Source organism: Mesorhizobium sp. M1050 (genome assembly GCF_040318715.1).
Lineage (GTDB): Bacteria > Pseudomonadota > Alphaproteobacteria > Rhizobiales > Rhizobiaceae > Mesorhizobium.
In genome coordinates, this window is sequence record NZ_JAMYMV010000009.1 from 33,260 (window position 1) to 55,532 (window position 22,273).

Below are 22,273 nucleotides of genomic sequence, written 5' to 3' on the forward strand. Positions count from 1 at the left end.
CCATCTTGGCGTCACATAGGGTAAATAGCACCGCATCAATGCGGTCCGGTTTTTGAGGGTCGGACCAATATGCTGGCGATCACGTAACGAAATCTTACGGAGCCAGGGGCGACTACGGCAAGAGGCGATTTCGGATTTGATCATGCGGCACAGGCATTTCCTCAAGCTATTCTCGACTGGCACAATGGCGCTGTCGGTCCTGGTCGGGCCGGCGCTGGCCAATCCGGTTGTTGTGTTCGACCTCGGCAGCGGCAAGATCCTGCAGCATCAGGATGCATTCAAGCGCTGGTATCCGGCGTCGCTGAGCAAGCTGATGACCGCCTATGTGACCTTTCGGGCGATCGCGGCCGGCGAGGTTCAGCTCGATTCGCCGATCACGGTGACGAAACACTCCGCCTCCGAGCCGCCAAGCAAGATGGGATTCAAGCCAGGGTCCGTGATGCGGCTCGACAATGCGCTGAAGATGATGCTGGTCAAATCGGCCAACGACATCGCCATGGCCGTCGGCGAAAATGTCGGCGGTTCCCAGGCAGCCTTTGCCGATCGGATGAATGCCGAGGCGACCCGGCTTGGCATGAACGGCACGCATTTCGTCAATCCTAACGGGCTCTATTCGCCCGACCAGTACACGACGGCACGCGACCTCGCCGTCCTGGTGATGGCCATCCGGCGCGAGTTCCCGCAATATGCGTCCTGGTTTTCGATAGAAGGACTTGCCGTCGGCAAGAAGGCTATTCCCAACTACAATCTCTTGATCGGCCGTTATCCCGGCGCCGACGGCATGAAGACCGGCTTTGTCTGCCCCTCCGGCTTCAACATGATCGGTTCGGCGACCCGCAACGGGCGCACGCTGGTTGCGGTGGTGCTTGGCGAAAAGTCGGCGGTCACTCGTGCCGAGACCGCCGCGCGATTGCTGGACCAGGGATTTGACACGCCTGCCGCCGGCTCGGACACCGTCACCACGCTGGCGCCCTACGGCGATCTGGTCTCGCCCAACGACATGCATGACGAGATCTGCAAGAAGAAGGCGCGTCAGGAACAGTCCGAAGCGCCGCCAGTTGTTGCCAAGAACGTGCCGAAATCGACCTATCAGAAAAAGCTCGACCATGTGCCGACGCTGGTTGCCGTCGGCCTTGGCGGCGCAACGGGTCCAGCGCCGAAAGCTATTCTCGACCAGGGCGGCCAGGACTACGCCGACGTGCCTATTCCGAGTTGGCGGCCCGACAGACCGGCACCGGCCGGCCCGGGCCCGAAGATTGCCGGCTCCGCCGCGCAGGGCGACCAGCCGGTCAAGGTCGCGAACTAGAGCCCATCCGAACCGAAGGTCCGCGACAGCGAAATTTTTATACCTTTTCGGAAAAGACCATGCTCAGACATGCAGATAGAGATCAATGAGCAGCTTCCCGATCCCCGTATCGGTGCTGACCGGTTTTCTCGGCGCCGGCAAGACGACGCTGCTCAACCGGCTGTTGAAGGATCCGGCGCTGGCCGACACGGCGGTCATCATCAACGAGTTCGGCGAGGTGGCGATCGACCATTTGCTGGTTGAGCAGTCTTCCGACGGCATCATCCAGCTTTCCGATGGTTGCCTGTGCTGCACGGTGCGCGGCGAACTGGTCGATACGCTTGCCGACTTGGTCGACCGGCTACAGACCGGCCGCATCGCCCGGCTCGCCCGTGTGATCGTCGAAACCACGGGGCTGGCCGACCCGGCGCCGGTGCTGCAGTCGATCATGGCGCACCCGGCGCTGATCCAGGCCTTCCGGCTCGACGGCGTCATCACTTTGGTCGACGCCGTCAACGGGGAAGCGACGCTCGATGCCCATGTCGAGGCGGTCAAGCAGGTTGCCGTCGCCGATCGTATCGTGCTCAGCAAAGCCGATTTGGGCACCGATCCGCATGAACTGGAAACGCTGCGGGCGCGACTGCGGCAGATCAATCCGGGCGCCGAATTGTTCGACGCCGGCGACACGGGGACAGGCGTGGCGGCGCTGTTCGACTGCGGCCTCTATAATCCCTCCACCAAATCCGCCGATGTTCGGCGCTGGCTCGGCGACGAAGCGGCGCACGATCACGACCACCATCATGATCATGACGGGCATGATCACGAGCATGGCCGCGATCACGGCCACCGCCACGATTCGCGTGTGCGGTCCTATTCGCTGGTGCACGATGGCCCGGTACCGTTTTCAGCCATCGAAATGTTTCTCGACCTGCTGCGCTCGACGCATGGCGAGCATCTGCTGCGCATGAAGGGCGTCATCGAACTCAGCGAGGACCCATCACGGCCACTGGTGATCCATGGCGTGCAGAAAATCCTGCATCCGCCGGCGCAATTGCCGGGCTGGCCCGATGGCCAGCGTGGCACGCGGCTGGTGCTGATCACGCTCGACATGCCGGAAGACTATATCCGCCGGCTGTTCGCCGCCTTCACCAACCGGCCGTCGATCGATACACCCGACCGCGCGGCGCTGGAAAACAACCCGCTGGCGATTGCCGGTCGTTGAACTCTATGATTGTGGCTCGCCGCGTTCGACCAAGAAGCGATGGCCGCCTGAAACCGCTGACGTTTCGATGAGTTGGTGGCCGTTGTCGGAGCAGAATGCCGGAATGTCGATGACGGCGAGCGGATCGGTGGTCTCTAACCAGACCCGGCTGCCCGGTTGCATCCCGGCGAGGCGCTTCTTGGCCTTGAGCACGGGCAGGGGACAGTTCAGCCCCCTGAGGTCATAGACAGCGGCGCGGTCAGCCACGGGTGAATCAGCCGCCGAACATGCCGAGCAGCTTGTTCTTCAGCTTTGTCACCCGGCTCTCGTCGGCACTCGCCGCTTGCGTTTCTGCCACCGGCGCGGCTTCGGAAGGGGGTGTGACGGTGGCGGTGGCGACAGGGGCTTCCTTGGCGGCCTTCTCGGCCTCCTTTTCAGCCAGAGCCTGCGCCCTGGCGGCTTCCTTGGCTTGCTTGGCCACCTCTATGGCCGCCAGCCTTTGCTCCTCGGCCTTCTGTTTGGCGGCTTTTTCGGCGTCGAGTGCGGCCATCTTGCGGCCGGCCGGCGAATCGATACGGCCCATGCGCGTGGTCTCGGTGACCGAGCCGTCGTTGTTGAGCGACGGCGGGGCGATCGGCACGCGTTCGCCGCGCGCCCTGCGCTTGGACCAGTCGGAAACGATGCTGGCTTCCTTGATGCCAGCGATGGTCGGCTTGGGCGCCGGCACGCTGGCCTTGACCGCCCCGCTGAACGCCGCGTCGTAGGTGCTCATGTAGGAATTGTAAGCGCTTTTCAGCGAATCAGGCTGCGTCGTCGCCGGGCAGGCACCGGTCGGATCGAATGTCTGGCCGTCGGCGGCAACCTGGTTGAAGACATAGCGCTTCTCGCAGACATCCACCTTCGGCGGCACCTTGGTGATCTCGAAATTGTCGTAGCCGACCTTCAGCATCTTCCAGAATTCGTAATTCGGATCGTTGCGGTAGCGCGCCATGTTGGCGGCGGTCATGCGGAACGGAAACGCCTGGATCTGGAATTCGGTCTGGCCGCCCTGGAAAGCGTCGCGGCCGAAGGCATAGATCTGCTCGATCTGCGCGTCGGTCATCGAATAACAGCCCGACGACGAACAGGCGCCGTGCACCATCAAATTGGAGCCGGTGCGGCCATTGGCGCGGTCATAGGCATTGGGATAGCCGATATTGAACGACAAATGGTAGTTCGAACGGGGGTTCATCTGCGCCGGACGCACCGTGTAGAAGCCTTCCGGCGCCTGGCGGTCACCTTCGGTGTATTTCGGCCCGAGTTTGCCCGACCATTTGCAGATGTCGTAGCTGGCCACCATGTCGTAGCGGCCGTTGGTCTTGGCCTTCCAGATTTCGAGCTTGCCCTCTTCCTTGAAGATGCGGGCCATCACCGACGAGGTGCGGACCATGCCCTTGGCCCTCATGTCGGCGAGGATCTTGTCGGGCAGCGGTTTGTTGGCCTCCGGCGCGAAATCCTTCATCGATGAATTGTTGCAGCCGGCAACGCCGAGGGCGGTTATCAGGATTCCGGTGCGGGCAAGCTTGGCGAACATGGCTGCGGATATCGTCTTTTCTCTGGCGCGACGGCAATTCATGCCCGGCTACTGCACTGAACGTGGACGGACCCTAAGCCCGTTAACCCTAACAAATTCCTTACCGCAAGTGCCGACGCGTCCCCCTGCGGCAGTCTCATTGAGCCGAATGCGGCGGCATTTTTGTGGCGAAAATGCTCCGCGCCGCCACATTGTGGCGCGGGGGACCAGATCATGATTTAAAGGCTGCGTCCCATTGCCAGGTATTTCTCGCGGCGCTGCTCGCGGAAATCAGTGTTGGCGCCGGCAAATTCCTTCATCGTCCTGGCGATGAGGTCGCCGGTCGCGGCGATCACGGTTTCGGCGCCACGATGCGCGCCGCCAAGCGGCTCGGGAATGATGGCGTCGATGATCTTCAGCTCAAGAAGATCCTGGGCGGTGATCTTCATGTTCGTCGCCGCGTCCTTGGATCGCGTCGTGTCGCGCCACAGGATCGAGGCCGCGCCCTCCGGCGAAATCACCGAATAGATGGAGTGTTCGAGCATGTAGACGCGGTTGGCAGTGGCGATGGCGATGGCGCCGCCTGAGCCGCCCTCGCCGATGACAACCGAGATCGACGGCACCCTGAGCCTAAGGCATGCGGAGGTCGAACGGGCAATGGCTTCCGCCTGGCCGCGCTCCTCGGCGCCGACGCCGGGATAGGCGCCGGCGGTGTCGACCAGCGTCAGCAGCGGGATGCTGAACCGGTCGGCAAGTTCCATCAGCCGCACCGCCTTGCGGTAGCCTTCCGGCCGCACCGAGCCGAAATTGTGCTTCAGGCGGCTGGTCGTGTCGGAACCCTTTTCCTGGCCGATGATGGCAACAGGCTCGCCGCGGAAGCGGGCGAAGCCGCCGACGATCGCCTGGTCCTCGCCGAAATTGCGGTCACCTGCCAGCGGCGTGAAATCGTTGAACAGGCCCTTGATGTAGTCGACGCAATGCGGCCTGTCGGGATGGCGAGCGACCTGCACCTTCTGCCATGGCGTCAGCGCCTTGTAAGCGTCACGCAGCGCATCGCGGGAGCGCTTCTCGAGGCGGCTGATCTCGTCGCCGACATCGACCGCTTCGCCATTCTCGGCGAGCTTCTTCAGCTCGAGGATCTTGCCCTCGAGGTCCTGCACCGGCTTTTCGAAATCGAGGTAATTATACATGCGTGAGCGGACCGATACATCGGAAGGCAATGGCTGACGGAACCCTTGAATCCAAGGCTCCGGGCGGTGAAACGTCGTCCTCACATAGCGATATGAGGCCTAGTCGGCAAGCGGATGATGATCGTTGACCAGCCGCACCAGCCGCTCTTCCAGCACATGGGTGTAAATCTGTGTCGTCGATATGTCGGCATGGCCGAGCAACTGCTGCACGGCCCTGAGATCGGCGCCGTTCTGCAGGAGGTGGCTGGCGAAAGCATGGCGCAGCACATGCGGCGAGATCTTCGCCGAAGCGATGCCGGCCCTTGCCGCCAGCCCTTTCAGATCTCGAGCAAAGACCTGGCGCGAGAGATAGCCGCTGTCGGATGCGGCAGGAAACAGGAACGGACTGTCGGCGAAGGCTGGAACCTTGGCGCGGGCGGCAAGCCACGTCTTCATCGCCGCACGCGCCTTGAGCGAGAGCGGGACCATACGCTCCTTGTCGCCCTTGCCGCGCACCATGAAGAAGCGGTCGTCGCGCTGCGCCACCGTCACCGGCAGGCAAACCAGCTCGGAAACGCGCAGGCCGGTGGCATAAAGCACCTCGACCAGCGCATGCAGCCGCAGTGCCGCCAGCCACTCACTCTTGCCTAGCCGGGCATCGTTGCCGAGACTGGGATCGCCGGCCTCAAGTGCCGCGCGGTCGATCAGCCGGCCGGTGTCGGCCTCGCTCATCGTCTTAGGCAGCGGACGGCGCTTTTTCGGGCTGTCCAGCGTGCCGGTCGGGTCATCGCCGCGCAGGCCTTCGGCGTAGAGGAATTTGAAGAACTGGCGGATCGCTGACAGTTTGCGCGCCTGCGACGTGGCGGCGAAGCCGCGCGCGGCGATGTCGTCGAGATAGGCGCGAATATCGGTGGCGGTCGCGCCGGCGAGCCCGCCATCGATCTCGCCAGAGGCGTCTTCGAGGTCACGGCGGTAGGAAGAAAGCGTGTTCTCGGCCGCACCCCGCTCGGCGCTCATCATTTCCAGAAAGGCTTCGATGCGGGCGGCGCTGTTCATTCAACTTTTCTGGTCGTTCAACTTTTCTTGGGATTGAGCTTCTCCGGAGGGATGCGCACGCTTATTTCACCCTTCTTGGGCTCCACGAACATCACCAGCGCGAACATCGTACCATAGGCAATGCCGGCCAGAATCGCTATTATCACGACAAAGCGAAACAGTGTCGGCATCAATTTTCGCCCGTCTTCTTGTTCTGCGTTTCCAAACCCTGTCCCCTTATGGGACGCCAATCAGACCAATTCAAGGAAGAAGCTGAGGCCTGTCAGGAACTTCCGATGCAGACCCCGTCAGCTCATATCGGGTCCAAGGTGCTTGCCACGCTTGACGCAAACGGGCTTTTCATGTCGATACGCCGGCAAAGAGGGCCCTCGATACATCCGATGAACGCGCTGCCAGCAAATCCTCCAGACGAGACCCACGCCGTGCTGCTCGGTCGGCTGGGCAGCCGTTCCATCGTCTTTGTCGGGTTGATGGGTGCCGGCAAGACGGCGATCGGCCGCAAGGTGGCGACGATGCTGTCGCTGCCCTTCATCGACAGCGACCAGGAGATCGAAAGCGTCTCGCGCATGACCGTTCCGGAGCTGTTCGAGCGCTATGGCGAGACCGAATTCAGAGCACTGGAGCAGCGCGTCATCCTGCGCGTGCTGGAAAATGGCCCACAAGTGCTTTCGACGGGCGGAGGCGCCTTCATGAACGCGCATACGCGCGAGGCGATCGCTGCGCACGGCGTGTCGGTGTGGCTGAAAGCCGAACTCGACCTTTTGATTGACCGCGTCTCCAAGAAGCAGAACCGGCCGCTGTTGAAAAGTGCCGATCCCCGCGCCGTGCTGGAGCGGCTGATGAGCGAGCGCTATCCGGTCTATGCGACATCCGATGTCACGGTGCCGACTCGCGACGATCGCAAGGAGATCATCGCAACCGAGGTGGTGGAGGCGCTGTGTCGGCATTTCGGCATCGATGAGACTGCCGCGACTAGCGAGGTCAGATCATGAGCCTGGATCAGCCAGTCATTGTCCAAGTCGGCCTCGGCGAGCGGACCTATGACATCCTGATCGGCTCGGGACTGCTGTCACGCGCCGGCGCGGAGATTTCGCGCCGCCTGCCGGGCACCCGCGCCGCTGTGATCACCGACGCCAACGTCGCGGCAGCGCATCTCGATGTGCTGAAGGCCGGCCTCGAAACGGGCGGTATAGAGTCGGCCGTCATCACGCTGCCGCCCGGCGAGAAGACCAAAAGCTTTGCCCATCTTGAAGAAGTGGTGGATGGCGTGCTGGCTGCGAAACTGGAGCGCGGCGACATTGTCATCGCCTTGGGCGGCGGCGTTATCGGCGACCTTGCCGGCTTTGCCGCCGGCATCGTGCGCCGCGGCATGAATTTCGTGCAGATCCCGACCTCACTGCTGGCGCAGGTCGATTCCTCCGTCGGCGGCAAGACCGGCATCAACAGTACGCGCGGCAAGAACCTTGTCGGCGTCTTCCATCAGCCGAAGCTGGTGCTGGCCGACACCGGAGTGCTCGACACGCTGCCGATCCGCGAATTCCGCGCCGGCTATGCCGAACTCGCCAAGTATGGGCTCATCGACCGGCCGGAATTTTTCGCCTGGCTGGAAGGGAACTGGGGCCAGGTTTTTGCTGGCGGACCGGAGAGGGCGCAGGCCATTGCCGAAGCCTGCCGGGCCAAGGCCGACGTTGTTGCGCGCGACGAGTTCGAGACCGGCGACCGCGCGCTGCTCAATCTCGGCCACACGTTCGGCCACGCACTGGAAGCCGCCACCCAGTATGACGGATCCCGCCTCGTCCATGGCGAGGGTGTCGCCATTGGTATGGCACTGGCACATCGGTTCTCGTCGCGGCTCAACCTGGCCAGTCCCGACGATGCCGCACGCGTCGAGGCGCATCTGCGCACCGTCGGCCTACCCTGGCGCATGGCCGATATCCCGGGCGATTTGCCGGATGCCGAAAGCCTGCTTGCCTTCATCACCCAGGACAAGAAGGTGTCGCGCGGCGCGCTGACCTTCATCCTGACGCGTGGCATCGGCCAAGCCTTCATCGCCAAGGACGTGCCGGCCTCGGAAGTTCTGTCGTTCCTCAGGGAGAACCATCCGAGCCCGAAGGAAAGCACTCGGAGATGAACGAGACCGGCTGGATCGTCGTCGCTGTCCTTGCCGTCCTCCTCCTGCTGGTCGTTGCCTTGCGCACGCGCCTGCTTGCCGCTTTCGGCTATGAGCTGTCGCGCATCGAGCCGCGGCGCTCCACCCAGGATGAGTTGCGCGGCGCGGTCGACGATTTCCGCCGCGACGGCCAGGTGGTGCGCGAGGACCGTGATCGCGTCGGCGGACTGTTCGACCTCGCCGAACTCGAAGTCTCCGACATCATGGTCCACCGTACCAACATGCGCTCGGTCAACGCCGACAATGCGCCGGAGGCGGTGGTGCGCGAGATCCTGCAGAGCCCGCACACCCGGATGCCGTTGTGGAAAGGCTCGCTCGACAACATCGTCGGCGTGCTGCACGCCAAGGATCTGTTGCGCGCCTTGAATGAAGTCGGCAACGACTTCTCCAGGATCGACGTGATGAAGATCGCCTCGAAACCATGGTTCGTGCCCGACACCACGACGTTGCAGGAACAGCTTAACGCCTTCCTTCGCCGCAAGGCGCATTTCGCCGTCGTCGTCGACGAATATGGCGAAGTCGAAGGGCTGGTGACGCTGGAGGACATCATCGAGGAGATCGTCGGCGAGATCGCGGACGAGCACGATGTCGACATCCAAGGCGTCAAGCAGGAGGCCGACGGCTCCGTCGTCGTCGACGGCACGGTGCCGATCCGCGACCTGAACCGGGCGCTCGACTGGAACCTGCCGGATGAGGAGGCGACCACCATTGCCGGCCTCGTTATCCACGAGACGCAATCGATCCCTGAGGAGAAGCAGGCTTTCACATTCCACGGCAAGCGCTTCACCGTTATGAAGCGCGACAAGAACCGGATTGCCAGGCTGAGGATCAGGCCAGCCGGCGACGCTTAAAAAGCGCGTCCCGTCGAAACGAAGACAGCGACGCCATTCGATTCAAGTCGCGTGATCATGCATGTCGCCCAGGACCGCTGAGCACTTTTGACGCCATGAAAACCAGCCCACGGAGCCTCATTCTGCGATCTGGCTCGTCGAGCGTTCGTGGATCGCCGCGCCCGTCTCAGCGTCGACGGCCGCCAAGCTGACCTCGTAACCCCAAAGCCTGCGGATGTGACGAAGCGTGGCGTCACGGCTGGCCTCCTCGAGAAGAATGCCGTTATTGACCTTGTGCTGCAGTCTCAAATGCCGGTCACCGAGCAGATCGACATCCATTACCTGGATGTCCGGTTGGTTCGCTCCGATCTCGTAGCTGTGGGCAAGCGCGGCGCGGACCTTGGCATAGCCGCGTTCGTTGTGGATCGAAGCTACCTCGAAATGCGGTTGGTCGGCAGCGTCGCCGAGCACGAAGAGCCGCCATTTCCGGATCAAACTCGGACTGAGATATTGACGGATAAAGGACTCGTCGCGGTGATCTGCCCAGGCGTCGAGCAGGACCTCTAGCCAGTTGCCGCGGCCGGCGAAGTCGGGAAACCAATCGCGGTCCTCGGCCGTCGGTTCGGTCGAAATGCGCTTGATGTCCTGCATCATATCGAGGCCGAGAGCGTAAGGGTTGATGCCCGAAAACCGCGGATCGTCGTAGGCCGGCTGGAAGACCACGTTGGAATGATTCCGCAGGATTTCCAGCATGGCGCCTTCACTGATCTGGCCGCGATCGTACAGCATGTTCATCAGCGTATAGTGGACGAAAGTGGCGCAGCCCTCGTTCATCACCTGCGTTTGCCGTTGTGGGTAGAAATATTGTGCTATGACGCGAACGATCCTGACGATCTCACGCTGCCAGGGCTCCAGGACCAGGCTGTTCTTTTCCAGGAAGTAAAGCAGGTTTTCCTCGGGAAGGTTGAGCGATTTCTTCCGCTCCGGGTCTTCTCTCTTGTCGTTAGCCTTTTGCTGCGACGGTGGCAGCGTACGCCACAGATCATTATAGGTTTGCTCTTCGTATTCGAGGCGCTCGCGAAGTCCTTCACGCTGCCGTTCCGACGACAGCTTCGGTGGCCGGTGATAGCGGAACACGCCTTGCGCCATCAGCGCATGGGCGGAATCAAGAACAGCCTCTACGGCGGCGAGGCCATGCCGCTCCTCGCAGCGGACAATGTAGCCCTTGGCGAAATCCAGGTAGTTGAGGATCGCCCCGGCGTCCGTCCACTGCTTGAACAGCTGATTGTTCTTGAAGAAATGATTATGCCCGAGCGCAGCATGGGCCGTCACCAAGGCCTGCAGGGCCATGGTGTTTTCCTCCATCAGATAGACGATGCACGGATTGGAATTGATGACCAGTTCATAGGCAAGCCCTCGACCGCCCTTACGATAGAGCAGGTCGTGTTGGAGGAAATGTTTGCCGAAAGACCAGTGACGGTACATCAGTGGCATGCCGACCGATGAATAGGCGTCGAGCATCTGCTGGGACGAGATGATCTCCATCTGCACCGGGTAGGTGTCGAGATGAAGCTCTTCGATCGCGATTGCCTCGATCGTGTCATAGGTCCTCGACAATGTCTTGAAATCCCAATCGGACCCTGAAAAAAGCAGGCTGGATTTACCGGCTTGTCTGGCCATTGAATCCCCTCATGCAACCTTGAGGGAAGCCGGCTGTCTGCCGAAGAGTTGGCGAAAAACCGGGTAGATATCCGCGGGCGTGGCGATGCGGCTCATCTGGAAGTTCGACCATTTCAGGTCGATTTCGCTATAGGCACGCCATAGCGATGTCCCGTTTTCGGTCGAGCCGAAGATATGGGCTTCACGCTCGTCGATGATCTCGACATAGGCAAAATACTGGCACAACCGCATGAGCTTGCCGTTGAGCAATGCTATGCATCGCTCGGAATCGCCGCCGAAATTGTCACCGTCGGAGGCCTGGGCAGCGTAGATGTTCCACTCGTGGGCGGGGTAACGTGCATCAATAATTCGGTGCATTTCCTCCAGCGCGGTGGAAACGACAGTGCCGCCACTTTGCGTGTTGTAGAAAAATGTTTCCTCATCGACCTCCTGGGCCAGATGCGTGTGGCGGATGAAGACGATCTCGATGCGCTCGTAGCGCCGTTTCAAGAACAGGTGCAGCAGTACGAAGAAGCGCTTTGCCAGATCCTTTTCGCGTTCACCCATCGAGCCGGACACATCCATCAGGCAGAACATGACGGCATTGGCATTCGGCACAGGTCGGGGATCGAAGCGGTTGAAGCGGATGTCGACCGGATCGACATAGGCAATTCGCCTGCGCCGCCGCTCCAGCCGGTCAAGCTCCTCCCTCAATGCCGCAATGCGCTGGCGCGCCGCCACGCTGGATGGCACCAACTCGAGCGCCGCGATTTCCTGAAGGATCGCGTCCAACTCCTCCTGCTTAGGACGCCTCAGCGCAATGCGGCGGCCGTGGCTGTTACGCATGGTGCGCACAACATTGATGTTGGTCGGTGAGCCGGTGGCGGCGAAGCCAGCCCGGCGCGACTTGTATGCAAGGATCTCCTTGAGGTTGAGCTTGACCATATCTGGGAGTTCGAGATCCTCAAAAAAAAGATCGAGCACCTCTTCACGCGACAGCACGAAACGAAAGTCGTCTTCAGACGCTGTATTCCCCGGGGACGCCCCTCCCGCGCCGCCGCCCCCGCCGGGTTTGGGGAGCAGATCTCCAGGGGAGAAATGCCTGTTGCCCGGCAGGATGTGCTGGCGCCTGCCGCTGTTGCGGGCGTTGTTGAAACTCGGTTCGTCAGTGCCGCTCTCCGGCATGGGCACAGCATGCTCGGCATCGGCGTCGGCGATCCTGCCGGTGCGGATCTGATCGCGTATGCTCCGCTTCAGTTCCTCGCGTGCACGCCTGAGAAAGCGCTGGCGATTGCCGAGGCTCTTGTCCTTCGGGTTCAGGCGACGGTCGATGAAGATCGGCATGGAACTATCCGGGCTCTCTCAACCCGCCCTGTTCACCCGCATGTACCAGTCCACAAGGCGACGCACCTGCCGCTGGGTGTAGCCGCGCTCGACCATGCGCTGCACGAATTCATTGTGCCGCTTTTCAGTGACGCTATCTTGCTTGGAGCCGAAGCTGATCACCGGCAGAAGGTCCTCGACCTGGCCGAACATGCGCTTCTCGATGACTTCCCGCAGCTTTTCGTAACTTGTCCACGCCGGGTTACGGCCATGGTTTCTTGCACGGGCGCGCAATGTGAACTTCACCACCTCGTTGCGGAAGTCCTTGGGATTGGCGATGCCGGCCGGCTTTTCGACCTGCGACAGTTCATTGTCCAGAACCTCGCGGTTGAGGATTTGACCGGTGTCGGGATCCTTATAGTCCTGATCCTCGATCCAGGCATCGGCATAGGCGATGTAGCGATCGAAAAGGTTCTGGCCGTACTCGCTGTACGATTCCAGATAGGCCTTCTGGATTTCGTGGCCGATAAACTCGGCATACCGCGCCGCCAGCTCGGACTTGATGAATTCCAGGTAGTCCGCTTCCGTCTCCTTCGGAAACTGTTCGCGTTTGATTGCCTCCTCGAGGATGTACATGAGATGTACGGGGTCGGCAGCCACCTCCTCGGTGTCATAGTTGAAGGTCTGCGACAGGATCTTGAAGGCAAAACGCGTGCTGACGCCGGCCATGCCCTCGTCGACGCCGGCGGCATCGCGATATTCCTGAACCGGTTTCGCCTTTGGGTCGATTTCCTTGAGGTTCTCGCCGTCATAGGCGCGCATCTTGGTGTAGAGCGGCGAATTGTCGTGCTTGGCCAAGCGGGTCGAGACGGTAAATCGACTGAGAATATCCAGCACCTCGGGGGCACAGGAACTGTTGGCCAATTCGCTCTCCCGCAGCAGCTTTTCGTAGATATGTTTCTCTTCAGTTATCCGCAGACAATACGGCACCTTGACCACGAGGATGCGATCGAGGAAAGCCTCGTTGTTCTTGTTGTTCTTGAACTGCTGCCATTCCGACTCGTTGGAATGGGCCACGATAATGCCTTGATAGGGGAAGGCACCGAAATTCTCGGTACCGTTGTAGCTGCCCTCCTGGGTCGCGGTCAGCAGCGGATGCAGGACCTTGATGGGCGCCTTGAACATTTCGACGAACTCGAGCAGGCCCTGGGTGGTTCGGTTCAGTCCACCACTGTATGAATAGGCGTCCGGATCGGACTGGCTGAAATTTTCCAGTTGCCTGATATCGACTTTGCCGACCAGGGCCGAGACATCCTGATTGTTCTCGTCGCCAGGCTCCGTCTTGGCGATGGCGACCTGGCGCAGCCGCGAAGGCTTCAACTTGACCACGCTGAATTTCGAAATGTCGCCGGACAATTCGTCAAGTCGCTTGGCCGCCCAGGGTGAGATGAGCCCATTGAGACGGCGCCGGGCTATCCCGTATTTATCTTCCAGCAGGTCGCCCATGCGATCGGGATTGAAAAGGCCGAGTGGCGATTCGAAAACCGGACTGACCTGGTTGCCGGCCTTCAGCGTGTAGATCGGGCGTTCCTCCATCAGTCTCTTCAGCCGTTCGGCCAGAGAGGATTTGCCGCCGCCGACAGGGCCGAGGAGGTAGAGGATCTGTTTGCGCTCCTCGAGTCCCTGGGAGGCATAGCGGAAATATCCGGCAATGCGCTCGATCGTATCCTCCATGCCGTAGAAGTCGGAGAAGGATGGATAGATCTTGACGGTGCGGTTCGAGAAAATGCGGCCCAGTCGCTCGTCCTTGCTGGTGTCGATCAGGTTAGGCTCGCCGATTGCCTCGACCATCCGTTCAGGCGCCGAGGCATACATCGATTTGTCCTCCCGGCAGGCAAGTAGGTACTGCTGGAGACTGATTTCCTCCTGGCCCTCGTTCGCATAAATCTCCGAAAACAGGTCGAAGACGTCGGACTGATTCTCGCGCATGATATTCCGCCCTCAAAGCCGTTCTGGCTGCCGGATGGTTCCTCAATCTATTCAACTATCGGAGTGCGTTGTGGTTCCCATCACATGAAGGAGAGAACGTGCGCCTGGCATCGGCGCGGAACAGCACCCGATGTGATTGGAATGCGTATCCAACAACTTAGGGTGGTGATGGTCGGCTGAGGCGTCAAGGACAAAAATTGATTTCGTGAACTGAACCGCGAGCGCAATGCATTTGATTGGCGTGAGCTGTGGCCCGATGCGCGTTCGATGAGCCTGATCGATCTGGTCTCCTCTACAGCGGATGAGCGTCCAAAAAGGTTGAGAGCCCATTCGCGGTTCGGATCGATGGTCGGTCACCGAACCGGATCCATGTGCCATACTCAACTGGACGCTTGTGCCGCCCGCTGGCACTCTTGGTCGACATGGTCGGGAGACCACGATGATCGATCGACGAAGCTTCATTCTGGCTTCCGTGGCGGCGATGCTGCCATTGGGAGCATCGGCCGTGTGGCGCTTGCGCCAACCGGCGCCAAGAACTTTCGACTACGGGCCAGCCAAGCTCGACATCTATGCGCCTGATGACGCCACCGGCATGCCGGTCGTGTTCTTCGCCCATGGCGGCACCTGGCAATTCGGCAAACGCAGCCAGGTCAACGCCAAGCCGGCTTTCCTGCTGGCCAATGGCTTCTGCTTCGTCTCCATCGATTACCGCATGTTGCCTGAGGCCGGTGTCGCAACCCAGGCTGGTGACGTCGAAAAGGCCTATGCCTATATCAGAGCCAACATCGCCCAGCATGGCGGCGACCCCAAGCGTATTGTCGGCATGGGTCATTCGGCCGGCTGTCATCTGATTGCACTGAGCGGCATGCGCGGCGGGTTGCCGGACGTCGCTGCCTTGCTTCTCGATGACACCCGCGCCTACGATCTTGCAGCGCTCGCCAGGAATGGCGGCATGGTCCGGGCCTATGCTCGGGTCTTTTCCGACCCCTCGCAATGGGCCGCACTTTCACCGGCCAGCTATGTCGAGGGCCGCAGGCATCCGCCGACCTTCATCGCCTATTCGGGAGCGCCAGGCCGTGGCGAAGCCTCGAAGACTTTTGCCGAACGCCTGCGCGCCACCGGCACCGAGGTTACCCTGTTCGACGGCAGCGCCTATACGCACATGTCGATCAATCGCGATTTCGGCGAGGACGGCGACGCGCTGACCGCGGCCGCGCTGGCATTCCTGAAATCGACGGTCGGCTGATCGAGGCTCGTGCGTCAGCTAGCTGCTGGATCAGACCACGTGCGAACGGCTCGGCGCATTGCCGTTTCTGTTCGAGGCGGTGCTCTGAGCGCGGCGAAAAGCGGGCGGCGGAACCGAGCTACCAGCGGGTCTTTTCGCCGGGCGCTGCCGGTTCGATCGCCAGCGCATGCACGCCGGCCTTCAACTCGTCGGCAAGCAGTTCGTTGACGGCGCGATGGCGGTCGATGCGGCTCATGCCGGCAAAGGCGGATGAGACGACGCGCACGCGAAAATGCGTCTCTCCTGTGCCGTCATAGGCGCCATGATGGTCGGAGCCGTGGTGGTGATGGCCGGCATGGAGATGGCTCTCGTTGATGATGACCAGCCGGTCCGGCGAAAACGCCTTGGTGAGCTTGTCTTCCATCGTCGTCTGTATGGACATTGCCGTCTTCCTTCACCACATATGGCCGGCATATCTGCCCGCAAAAACCGGAATTGGTCTGCGCAAAAGCCGCTGCCGCTCAACAAAATCCGCCATTCGCCTGTTTTATGCCGCGATTCAGCGGTTAGGGCGATCATCGCGAAAATGTCAATTCTTGTTTCGCATCTGCGAACGCCCCATAAATGGGTAAGATGAAGCCGTACCCCAAATATTTCGAGAAGATTCGCGTCCGCCCCGACAAGGACGCGGAGCTGAAGTCGCACTCGCCGATCTGCCAGTGGGACGGCTGCAAGGAGGCGGGCACACATCGCGCGCCGGTCGGGCGGATGAAGGAAGGCGAGTATTTCCGCTTCTGCTTCGACCATGTGCGCGAATACAACAAGGGCTTCAACTATTTCTCCGGCGTGCCGGACACCGAGGTCGCGCGTTTCCAGAAGGAAGCGATGACCGGCCATCGGCCGACCTGGAAGATGGGCGCCAACGGTGCCTCGACGCGGTCGTCGCCCGATATGGCGCAGATGCGTTCCGGCCGCGCCGGCTACTACAATCGCATGCGTGACCCCTTCGACCTGTTCAAGGGGCCGAAGGATCCGCGCGAGGCGCGCGAGCGCAAGGCCAAGCCGCTTGAGGCCAAGGCGCTGGAAACGCTTGGCCTTGATACAAAGGCGACTGGCAACGAAATCAAGGCGCGCTATAAGGAACTGGTGAAACTCCACCATCCGGATGCGAATGGTGGCGACAGAGGTTCGGAAGACCGGTTCCGCGATGTGCTGCAGGCCTATCGCGTGCTCAAACAGGCGGGCCTGTGCTGAGCGACCATACGGTTCGCGTCGTTTTCCAACTTTCATAAGGTTGGAAAAGGCTCTAAGACCGCCCCCGGACAAAATCGATTGCCGGCGAAATCAGGCTTTTCGCCCGTGGAGACGTTGAGAGATATGAACAAGGTCGATCGCGACATCGCCAACCTGCCCGACACGACGGTGTCGGTGAAGGAGAAATTCGGTTTCGAGTCCAAGATGGTGGTGCCGGCCTATTCGGTGACATCAGAGCATGTGCCCGACATCGACCCGGACTATCTCTTCGACAAGAACACGACGATGGCGATACTGGCGGGCTTTGCCTACAACCGCCGCGTCATGGTGTCGGGCTATCACGGCACCGGCAAGTCGACCCATATCGAACAGGTCGCCGCCCGCCTCAACTGGCCCTGCGTGCGCGTCAACCTCGACAGCCATGTCAGCCGTATCGATCTCGTCGGCAAGGACGCGATCGTCGTCAAGGACGGGCTGCAGATCACGGAATTCCGCGACGGCATCCTGCCCTGGGCCTACCAGCACAATGTCGCGCTATGCTTCGACGAATATGACGCCGGCCGTCCGGACGTGATGTTCGTCATCCAGCGCGTGCTGGAATCGTCGGGCCGGCTGACGCTGCTCGATCAGAGCCGGGTCATCCGTCCGCATCCGGCGTTCCGGCTGTTCTCGACCGCCAACACGGTCGGCCTCGGCGACACCACCGGCCTCTATCACGGAACCCAGCAGATCAACCAGGCGCAGATGGACCGCTGGTCGATCGTCACCACGCTGAACTACCTGCCGCACGACAATGAAGTTGCCATCGTGCTGGCCAAAGCCAAGCACTATCGCGACGGCAAGGGCAAGGAAATCGTCAATAAGATGGTGCGCGTCGCCGACATGACGCGCTCGGCGTTCATCAATGGCGATCTCTCGACGGTGATGAGCCCACGTACCGTGATCACCTGGGCCGAAAATGCCGAGATCTTCGGCAATATCGGCATGGCGTTCCGCCTGACCTTTCTCAACAAATGCGACGAGCTGGAGCGTTCGTTGGTGGCCGAGTTCTATCAACGTGCTTTTGGGGAGGATCTGCCCGAGAGCGCCGCGAACGTGGTGCTGGGCTAAAGCAGAGTCTCGATGGCGGGTCCGGGCGACAACACGCGCAACAAGTCGAAGACGGGGTCTGAAGCCGACAGCTTCAAGCGCGCCGTCACCGTCTGCATGCGCGCCATTGCCGGCGACAAGGAGCTTGAAGTCGGTTTCGCCAAGGATAGGCCGGCACTCGCCGGCAGCCGCGCGCGCCTGCCCGAACTGCCGAAGAAGGCTTCGAAGACCGACATCGCGATCACCCGCGGCCTCGGTGATTCGATGGCGCTGAAGCGCGCCTGCCACGATGTGCGCATCCACACCAAGCTGGCGCCGGATGGCAAGGCGGCCCGCGCCATCTATGACGCGGTCGAGCAGGCCCGTGTCGAGGCGATCGGCTCACGTGCCATGCAAGGCGTCGCCGACAATATCGGCTCGATGCTGGAGGACAAATACGCCAAGGCCAATCTCGTCGACGTGAGGGACAAGGCCGACGCGCCGATCGAGGAAGCACTTGCGCTCATGGTGCGCGAGAAGCTGACCGGTCGGCCGATCCCGAAGAGCGGCCAGCGGCTGGTCGAACTCTGGCGGCCCTGGGTCGAGGAAAAGGCCAAGTCGGATCTCGACGGACTTTCCGCCAAGCTCGGCGACCAGCAGGCTTTCGCCCGCGTCGTGCGCGAGATGCTCGCCTCCATGGAAATGGCCGAGGAACTCGGCGACGAGCAGGAGACGGAAGACTCCGAGGACAATGACGACAACCAGCCGCAAGGCGACGAGCAAAGCGAGGAGGGCGGCGAAGAGGATTCGGGCTCCGAGCAGTCGCAGTCCGAGGATGCCGAGGCTTCGGCCGATGACGAGCAATCGGCCGAGACGGAAGCGTCCGATGCCACCGCCGACGATCTGGCCGACGATGACGATGCGGACGCCGAGACGCCCGGCGAGGCGCGCCGCAACGACAACCCCTTCACCAATCTGCCGAAGGAAATCGACTACAAGGTCTTCACCACCGCTTTCGATGAGACGGTCGGTGCCGAGGAACTTTGCGAAGAAGAAGAGCTCGACCGACTGCGCGCCTTCCTCGACAAGCAGCTTGCCAATCTGTCCGGCGTCGTCGGCCGCCTGGCCAACCGGCTGCAGCGCCGGCTGATGGCGCAGCAGAACCGCTCCTGGGATTTCGACCTGGAAGAGGGTTACCTCGATCCGGCGCGGCTGGTGCGTGTCGTTATCGACCCGATGCAGCCCCTGTCCTTCAAGCAGGAGCGCGACACCAAATTCCGCGACACGGTGGTGACGCTGGTGCTCGACAATTCGGGCTCCATGCGCGGCCGGCCGATCACGGTCGCGGCCACCTGCGCCGACATATTGGCGCGCACGCTGGAACGTTGCGGCGTCTCGGTTGAGATCCTCGGCTTCACCACCCGGGCCTGGAAGGGCGGGCAGGCGCGCGAGAAGTGGCTGAAGGACGGCAAGCCGCCGAACCCCGGCCGGCTCAACGATCTGCGCCACATCATCTACAAATCCGCCGACCATCCATGGCGGCGGGCACGGCGCAATCTCGGCCTGATGATGCGCGAGGGCCTGCTCAAGGAAAACATCGACGGCGAGGCGCTGCTGTGGGCGCACAACCGGCTGATCGCCCGGCCGGAGCAGCGCAAGATTCTGATGATGATCTCGGACGGCGCGCCGGTCGACGATTCGACGCTGTCGGTCAATCCGGGCAATTATCTCGAGCGCCATCTGCGCGCTGTCATCGAGCTGATCGAGACGCGCTCGCCGGTGGAGCTGCTGGCCATCGGCATCGGCCACGACGTCACGCGCTATTATCGCCGCGCCGTCACCATCGTCGATGCCGAGGAACTGGCCGGCGCCATGACCGAGCAATTGGCTTCGCTGTTCGCCGAGGAGAGCGCCAAGGATACGCGGCGCGGCGGCATGCGGCGCGCCGGATGATCTCTAGGCGCGGCGGCTTTCAGCAGACGATTTTCGCCGCCATCGCCCTGCTTTCTGGCGTGGCTTCGGCGGCAGCCGGTTCGCTCGGCTCAAGTTCGGTCGAACCGGTCGAAGTCTCGGCCCGGCCAATCGCCGAGTTCCACATTGGCGGCGCCGACAAGCAGTTCGGTCCGCTCGAATTCGTCGGCGGGCTGGAGATGACCTCGCCAATGCGCGATTTCGGTGCGCTGTCGGCGTTCCGGTTCCTGAAAGCCGGCGGCGATTTCGTGGGCGTTGCCGACACCGGGTTCTGGTTCTTCGGCACGGTGGTCCGCGACGCCGACAAGCGGCCGTCCGGCATCCAGAATTTCCGCATGCAGCAGATGGTCGACGAAACCGGTCGGCCGATCGACAAGAAGTGGGAGGTCGATGCGGAAGGCCTCGCGGTCAAGGACGGCGTTGCCACCGTCGGCTTCGAGCGCAACCACCGCGTCGCCCAGTTCAAGATCGACCCGGCCGACATGAAGGCGCCGTTCAAGCAGCTGGATTTCGTGGTGCCAGCCGGGGAACTGCGCCAGAATCGCGGCTTCGAGACCGTCACCCACGCCAATGCCAACGGCCAGCATGAGGGCGGGCTGGTCGTGGTCTCCGAGAAGAGCCTCGACAAGGCCGGCAACATCTATGCCGCCATCGTCGAAGGGCCGCATAAGGGGGTCTTCACCGTCAAGCGCAACGGCGACTTCGACATCACCGACGGCGCCTTCCTGCCGGATGGCGACCTCTTGCTTCTGGAGCGCAGCTTTTCGATGGCCAGGGGCGTCAAAATGCGGCTGCGACGCATTTATGGCGAGAGCGTCGAAAAGGGTGCGGTCGCCGACGGGCCGGTGCTGCTGGAAGCCGACATGGGCTACCAGATCGACAATATGGAAGGGCTCGACGTCTGGACCCGCGACGATGGTGCGCTGATGGTGTCGCTGATTTCCGACGACAACCACTCGATCCTGCAGCGCAACCTCTACCTGGAATTTATTCTCCACCAGGATTAAGCGGTACTCCAGTGCGAACGTGAAGTTGAAGGTCTCAACGGCGGGTTCGATTTGGCGCGGGTTCGATTTGGCCCGGGGGTCGACTGTTCACCGTGAGCCATTGGTGGCTATCCAGATAACATGGCGCGCGCCACGCTTGCCGTTAGCGCGTGTGTTGACCTCCTCGACCGCGAAGCCGGCCTGCTTCAGCCGCCGCGTGAAGCCGCTGTCGGGGCCTTGCGACCACACCGCCAGCACGCCGCCCGGCTTGAGGGCAGTACGTGCGGCACGAAGGCCCTGAAGGCTGTAAAGCGCATCATTGGATCTGTGGACAATGCCTTCCGGCCCGTTGTCGACGTCGAGCAGGATGGCGTCCCAAGCCGCGGGGCCCGACTGTATCAGCTGCCCGACATCGGTCCCGTGGATAATGACACGCGGATCGTCAAGACAGCCGCCAAAGATTTCGGTCATCGGGCCGCGTGCCCAGGCGACGACCGCCGGCACCAGCTCCGCGACGACAATGCTGGCATCATTGCCGAGTTCTGCGAGTGCGGCGCGCAGCGTAAAGCCCATGCCAAGCCCACCGATCAGGATCCTTGGCCGCCGATGGCCGGCAATCCTCTGGCAGGATAGTTTTGCCAGCGCCTCCTCGGACCAGCTGAGACGGCTGTTCATCAGCTCGTTGGTGCCGAGCATGATCGAGAATTCCGAACCGCGCCGCTTGAGGCGAAGCTCCTGTGTGCCGTCCGGAGTCTTCGCAGAGTCTAATTGGACCCAGGGAATCATGATCTTTGTCCGACCATGATCTTTTCCGAAAACCGCGTCCCACTTTTCGGGATCATGGTTTAAGCCGCGACTGCCGGCTGGCTCCAGCGGGCAGCGAGCAGCCGGTAGGGGATCAATGCCACAACGGCGATGATCAGCTTCACACTGAGATCGCCGAGCGCCCACGAAATCCAGCGCATGGCGTCGACATGGAAGACGCCCATCAGCGGTGCTGTTTCGAGCGCAAAGCTGTCGTTCGGACCAGCGAAGGCAAACGCCGCCGAGAACGCGACGGTGAAGAATACGGCGGTGTCGAACACGGATCCGACCAGCGTGCCGACGATTGGCGCGCGCCACCAGCTCTGCCGGCGCAGCCGGTTGAAGACGGTCACGTCGAGCAATTGCGCGGCAAGGAACGCCGCGCCGGACGCCGCCGCGATCCGCACCAGCCGGTCGGCGGCGGTCTCGAACTCGATCAGGCCGTGACGGAACAGGAAAGGCGGGACGAGGATCGAGCAGACCACTGCCGTCATGAAGCCGACAAAGACGATCCTGCGCGCCACGGTTGGCCCATAGCGGCGATTGGCGAGGTCGGTGACCAGGAAGGAGAACGGGTAGGTGAAGGCACCCCAGGTCAAAAGGTCGGCCAGCGAGAGGCCGCCGACCTGGCCCTGCATCGGGAACTGCACGAGAATGTTCGACGCCACGACGACAAGCGCCATGGCGGACACGAATGGCAGGTATCGCGAGAAGGAAGTCATTTTTTTATC

Annotated in this window: 21 protein-coding genes; 10 read left to right on the forward strand and 11 right to left on the reverse strand. The window is 61.7% G+C overall.

Annotated elements, in window-relative coordinates; translation table 11 throughout:
- The first annotated feature begins 142 nt into the window (after positions 1 to 142).
- Entirely contained in the window at positions 143 to 1,306 is a 1,164-nt protein-coding gene (locus NKH57_RS07895) for a D-alanyl-D-alanine carboxypeptidase family protein (RefSeq protein WP_352943263.1), read from the forward strand.
- Positions 1,307 to 1,391: 85 nt separating this feature from the next.
- Entirely contained in the window at positions 1,392 to 2,507 is a 1,116-nt protein-coding gene (locus NKH57_RS07900; RefSeq protein ID WP_352943266.1) for a CobW family GTP-binding protein, read from the forward strand.
- Positions 2,508 to 2,510: 3 nt separating this feature from the next.
- Here the strand turns inward: NKH57_RS07900 and NKH57_RS07905 are convergent, their stop codons facing one another.
- From NKH57_RS07905 to NKH57_RS07925, 5 genes are all read right to left on the reverse strand, one after another.
- Entirely contained in the window at positions 2,511 to 2,753 is a 243-nt protein-coding gene (locus NKH57_RS07905) for a sulfurtransferase TusA family protein (protein WP_352943269.1), read from the reverse strand.
- A gap of 7 nt (positions 2,754 to 2,760) precedes the next feature.
- A complete protein-coding gene (locus NKH57_RS07910) occupies positions 2,761 to 4,059 on the reverse strand; it encodes a L,D-transpeptidase family protein (RefSeq protein WP_352943272.1) in 1,299 nt (432 codons plus the stop codon).
- A gap of 218 nt (positions 4,060 to 4,277) precedes the next feature.
- Positions 4,278 to 5,228, reverse strand: a complete 951-nt coding sequence (locus NKH57_RS07915; protein WP_023757275.1) for an acetyl-CoA carboxylase carboxyltransferase subunit alpha — start codon at positions 5,226 to 5,228, stop codon at positions 4,278 to 4,280.
- A 99-nt stretch (positions 5,229 to 5,327) separates the two neighbouring features.
- A complete protein-coding gene (locus tag NKH57_RS07920; protein ID WP_352943275.1) occupies positions 5,328 to 6,263 on the reverse strand; it encodes a site-specific tyrosine recombinase XerD in 936 nt (311 codons plus the stop codon).
- 17 nt (positions 6,264 to 6,280) lie between these two features.
- Complete coding sequence (locus NKH57_RS07925; protein WP_023757273.1) at positions 6,281 to 6,433, reverse strand: hypothetical protein; 153 nt, start codon at positions 6,431 to 6,433, stop codon at positions 6,281 to 6,283.
- Between the two features lie 210 nt (positions 6,434 to 6,643).
- Between NKH57_RS07925 and NKH57_RS07930 the strand changes: the two genes are divergently transcribed.
- From NKH57_RS07930 to NKH57_RS07940, 3 genes are read left to right on the forward strand one after another with little or no spacing between them, the layout of a single operon-like run.
- Positions 6,644 to 7,255, forward strand: coding sequence for a shikimate kinase (locus NKH57_RS07930; protein WP_352727843.1), 612 nt, complete (start codon positions 6,644 to 6,646; stop codon positions 7,253 to 7,255).
- Positions 7,252 to 8,394 carry a 3-dehydroquinate synthase gene (aroB, locus tag NKH57_RS07935; protein ID WP_352727845.1) on the forward strand — a complete coding sequence of 381 codons (1,143 nt, stop codon included), beginning with the start codon at positions 7,252 to 7,254 and terminating at the stop codon, positions 8,392 to 8,394. Before NKH57_RS07930 ends, aroB begins: the two co-directional genes overlap by 4 nt.
- Complete coding sequence (locus NKH57_RS07940) at positions 8,391 to 9,284, forward strand: HlyC/CorC family transporter (protein WP_352727847.1); 894 nt, start codon at positions 8,391 to 8,393, stop codon at positions 9,282 to 9,284. The genes aroB and NKH57_RS07940 overlap by 4 nt, the downstream gene beginning before the upstream one ends.
- 117 nt (positions 9,285 to 9,401) lie before the next feature.
- On the opposite strand, the gene NKH57_RS07945 is transcribed toward NKH57_RS07940, so the two are convergent.
- From NKH57_RS07945 to NKH57_RS07955, 3 genes are read right to left on the reverse strand one after another with little or no spacing between them, the layout of a single operon-like run.
- Positions 9,402 to 10,943 carry a SpoVR family protein gene (locus tag NKH57_RS07945; protein WP_352943280.1) on the reverse strand — a complete coding sequence of 514 codons (1,542 nt, stop codon included), beginning with the start codon at positions 10,941 to 10,943 and terminating at the stop codon, positions 9,402 to 9,404.
- A 9-nt stretch (positions 10,944 to 10,952) separates the two neighbouring features.
- Complete coding sequence (locus NKH57_RS07950; protein WP_352727851.1) at positions 10,953 to 12,266, reverse strand: YeaH/YhbH family protein; 1,314 nt, start codon at positions 12,264 to 12,266, stop codon at positions 10,953 to 10,955.
- Between the two features lie 18 nt (positions 12,267 to 12,284).
- Positions 12,285 to 14,234: a PrkA family serine protein kinase gene (locus NKH57_RS07955; protein ID WP_023757267.1), complete on the reverse strand. Its 1,950-nt coding sequence runs from the start codon at positions 14,232 to 14,234 to the stop codon at positions 12,285 to 12,287.
- Positions 14,235 to 14,673: 439 nt separating this feature from the next.
- On the opposite strand from NKH57_RS07955, the gene NKH57_RS07960 reads away from it, so the two are divergent.
- A complete protein-coding gene (locus NKH57_RS07960; RefSeq protein WP_352943283.1) occupies positions 14,674 to 15,480 on the forward strand; it encodes an alpha/beta hydrolase in 807 nt (268 codons plus the stop codon).
- Between the two features lie 118 nt (positions 15,481 to 15,598).
- Here NKH57_RS07960 and NKH57_RS07965 read toward each other — a convergent pair whose 3' ends face one another.
- On the reverse strand, positions 15,599 to 15,901 hold the full coding sequence (locus NKH57_RS07965) for a BolA family protein (protein ID WP_352943286.1): 303 nt from the start codon (positions 15,899 to 15,901) through the stop codon (positions 15,599 to 15,601).
- 182 nt (positions 15,902 to 16,083) lie between these two features.
- Here NKH57_RS07965 and NKH57_RS07970 point away from each other — a divergent pair, with 182 nt between their 5' ends.
- The 4 genes from NKH57_RS07970 to NKH57_RS07985 all read left to right on the forward strand — a co-directional run bounded on the left by NKH57_RS07970 (position 16,084) and on the right by NKH57_RS07985 (position 20,759).
- A complete protein-coding gene (locus NKH57_RS07970; RefSeq protein WP_352943289.1) occupies positions 16,084 to 16,713 on the forward strand; it encodes a J domain-containing protein in 630 nt (209 codons plus the stop codon).
- Positions 16,714 to 16,836: 123 nt separating this feature from the next.
- Positions 16,837 to 17,823, forward strand: a complete 987-nt coding sequence (cobS, locus tag NKH57_RS07975; RefSeq protein WP_023757263.1) for a cobaltochelatase subunit CobS — start codon at positions 16,837 to 16,839, stop codon at positions 17,821 to 17,823.
- Positions 17,824 to 17,835: 12 nt separating this feature from the next.
- Positions 17,836 to 19,734 (forward strand): cobaltochelatase subunit CobT, encoded by a 1,899-nt coding sequence (gene cobT / locus NKH57_RS07980; RefSeq protein ID WP_352943293.1) that lies wholly within the window; start codon positions 17,836 to 17,838, stop codon positions 19,732 to 19,734.
- Positions 19,731 to 20,759 (forward strand): esterase-like activity of phytase family protein, encoded by a 1,029-nt coding sequence (locus tag NKH57_RS07985; RefSeq protein ID WP_352943296.1) that lies wholly within the window; start codon positions 19,731 to 19,733, stop codon positions 20,757 to 20,759. The genes cobT and NKH57_RS07985 overlap by 4 nt, the downstream gene beginning before the upstream one ends.
- 87 nt (positions 20,760 to 20,846) lie before the next feature.
- Here the strand turns inward: NKH57_RS07985 and NKH57_RS07990 are convergent, their stop codons facing one another.
- A complete protein-coding gene (locus tag NKH57_RS07990; RefSeq protein WP_352943298.1) occupies positions 20,847 to 21,524 on the reverse strand; it encodes a spermidine synthase family protein in 678 nt (225 codons plus the stop codon).
- Between the two features lie 59 nt (positions 21,525 to 21,583).
- A complete protein-coding gene (locus NKH57_RS07995) occupies positions 21,584 to 22,264 on the reverse strand; it encodes a queuosine precursor transporter (protein WP_352943301.1) in 681 nt (226 codons plus the stop codon).
- Positions 22,265 to 22,273 lie beyond the last annotated feature (9 nt).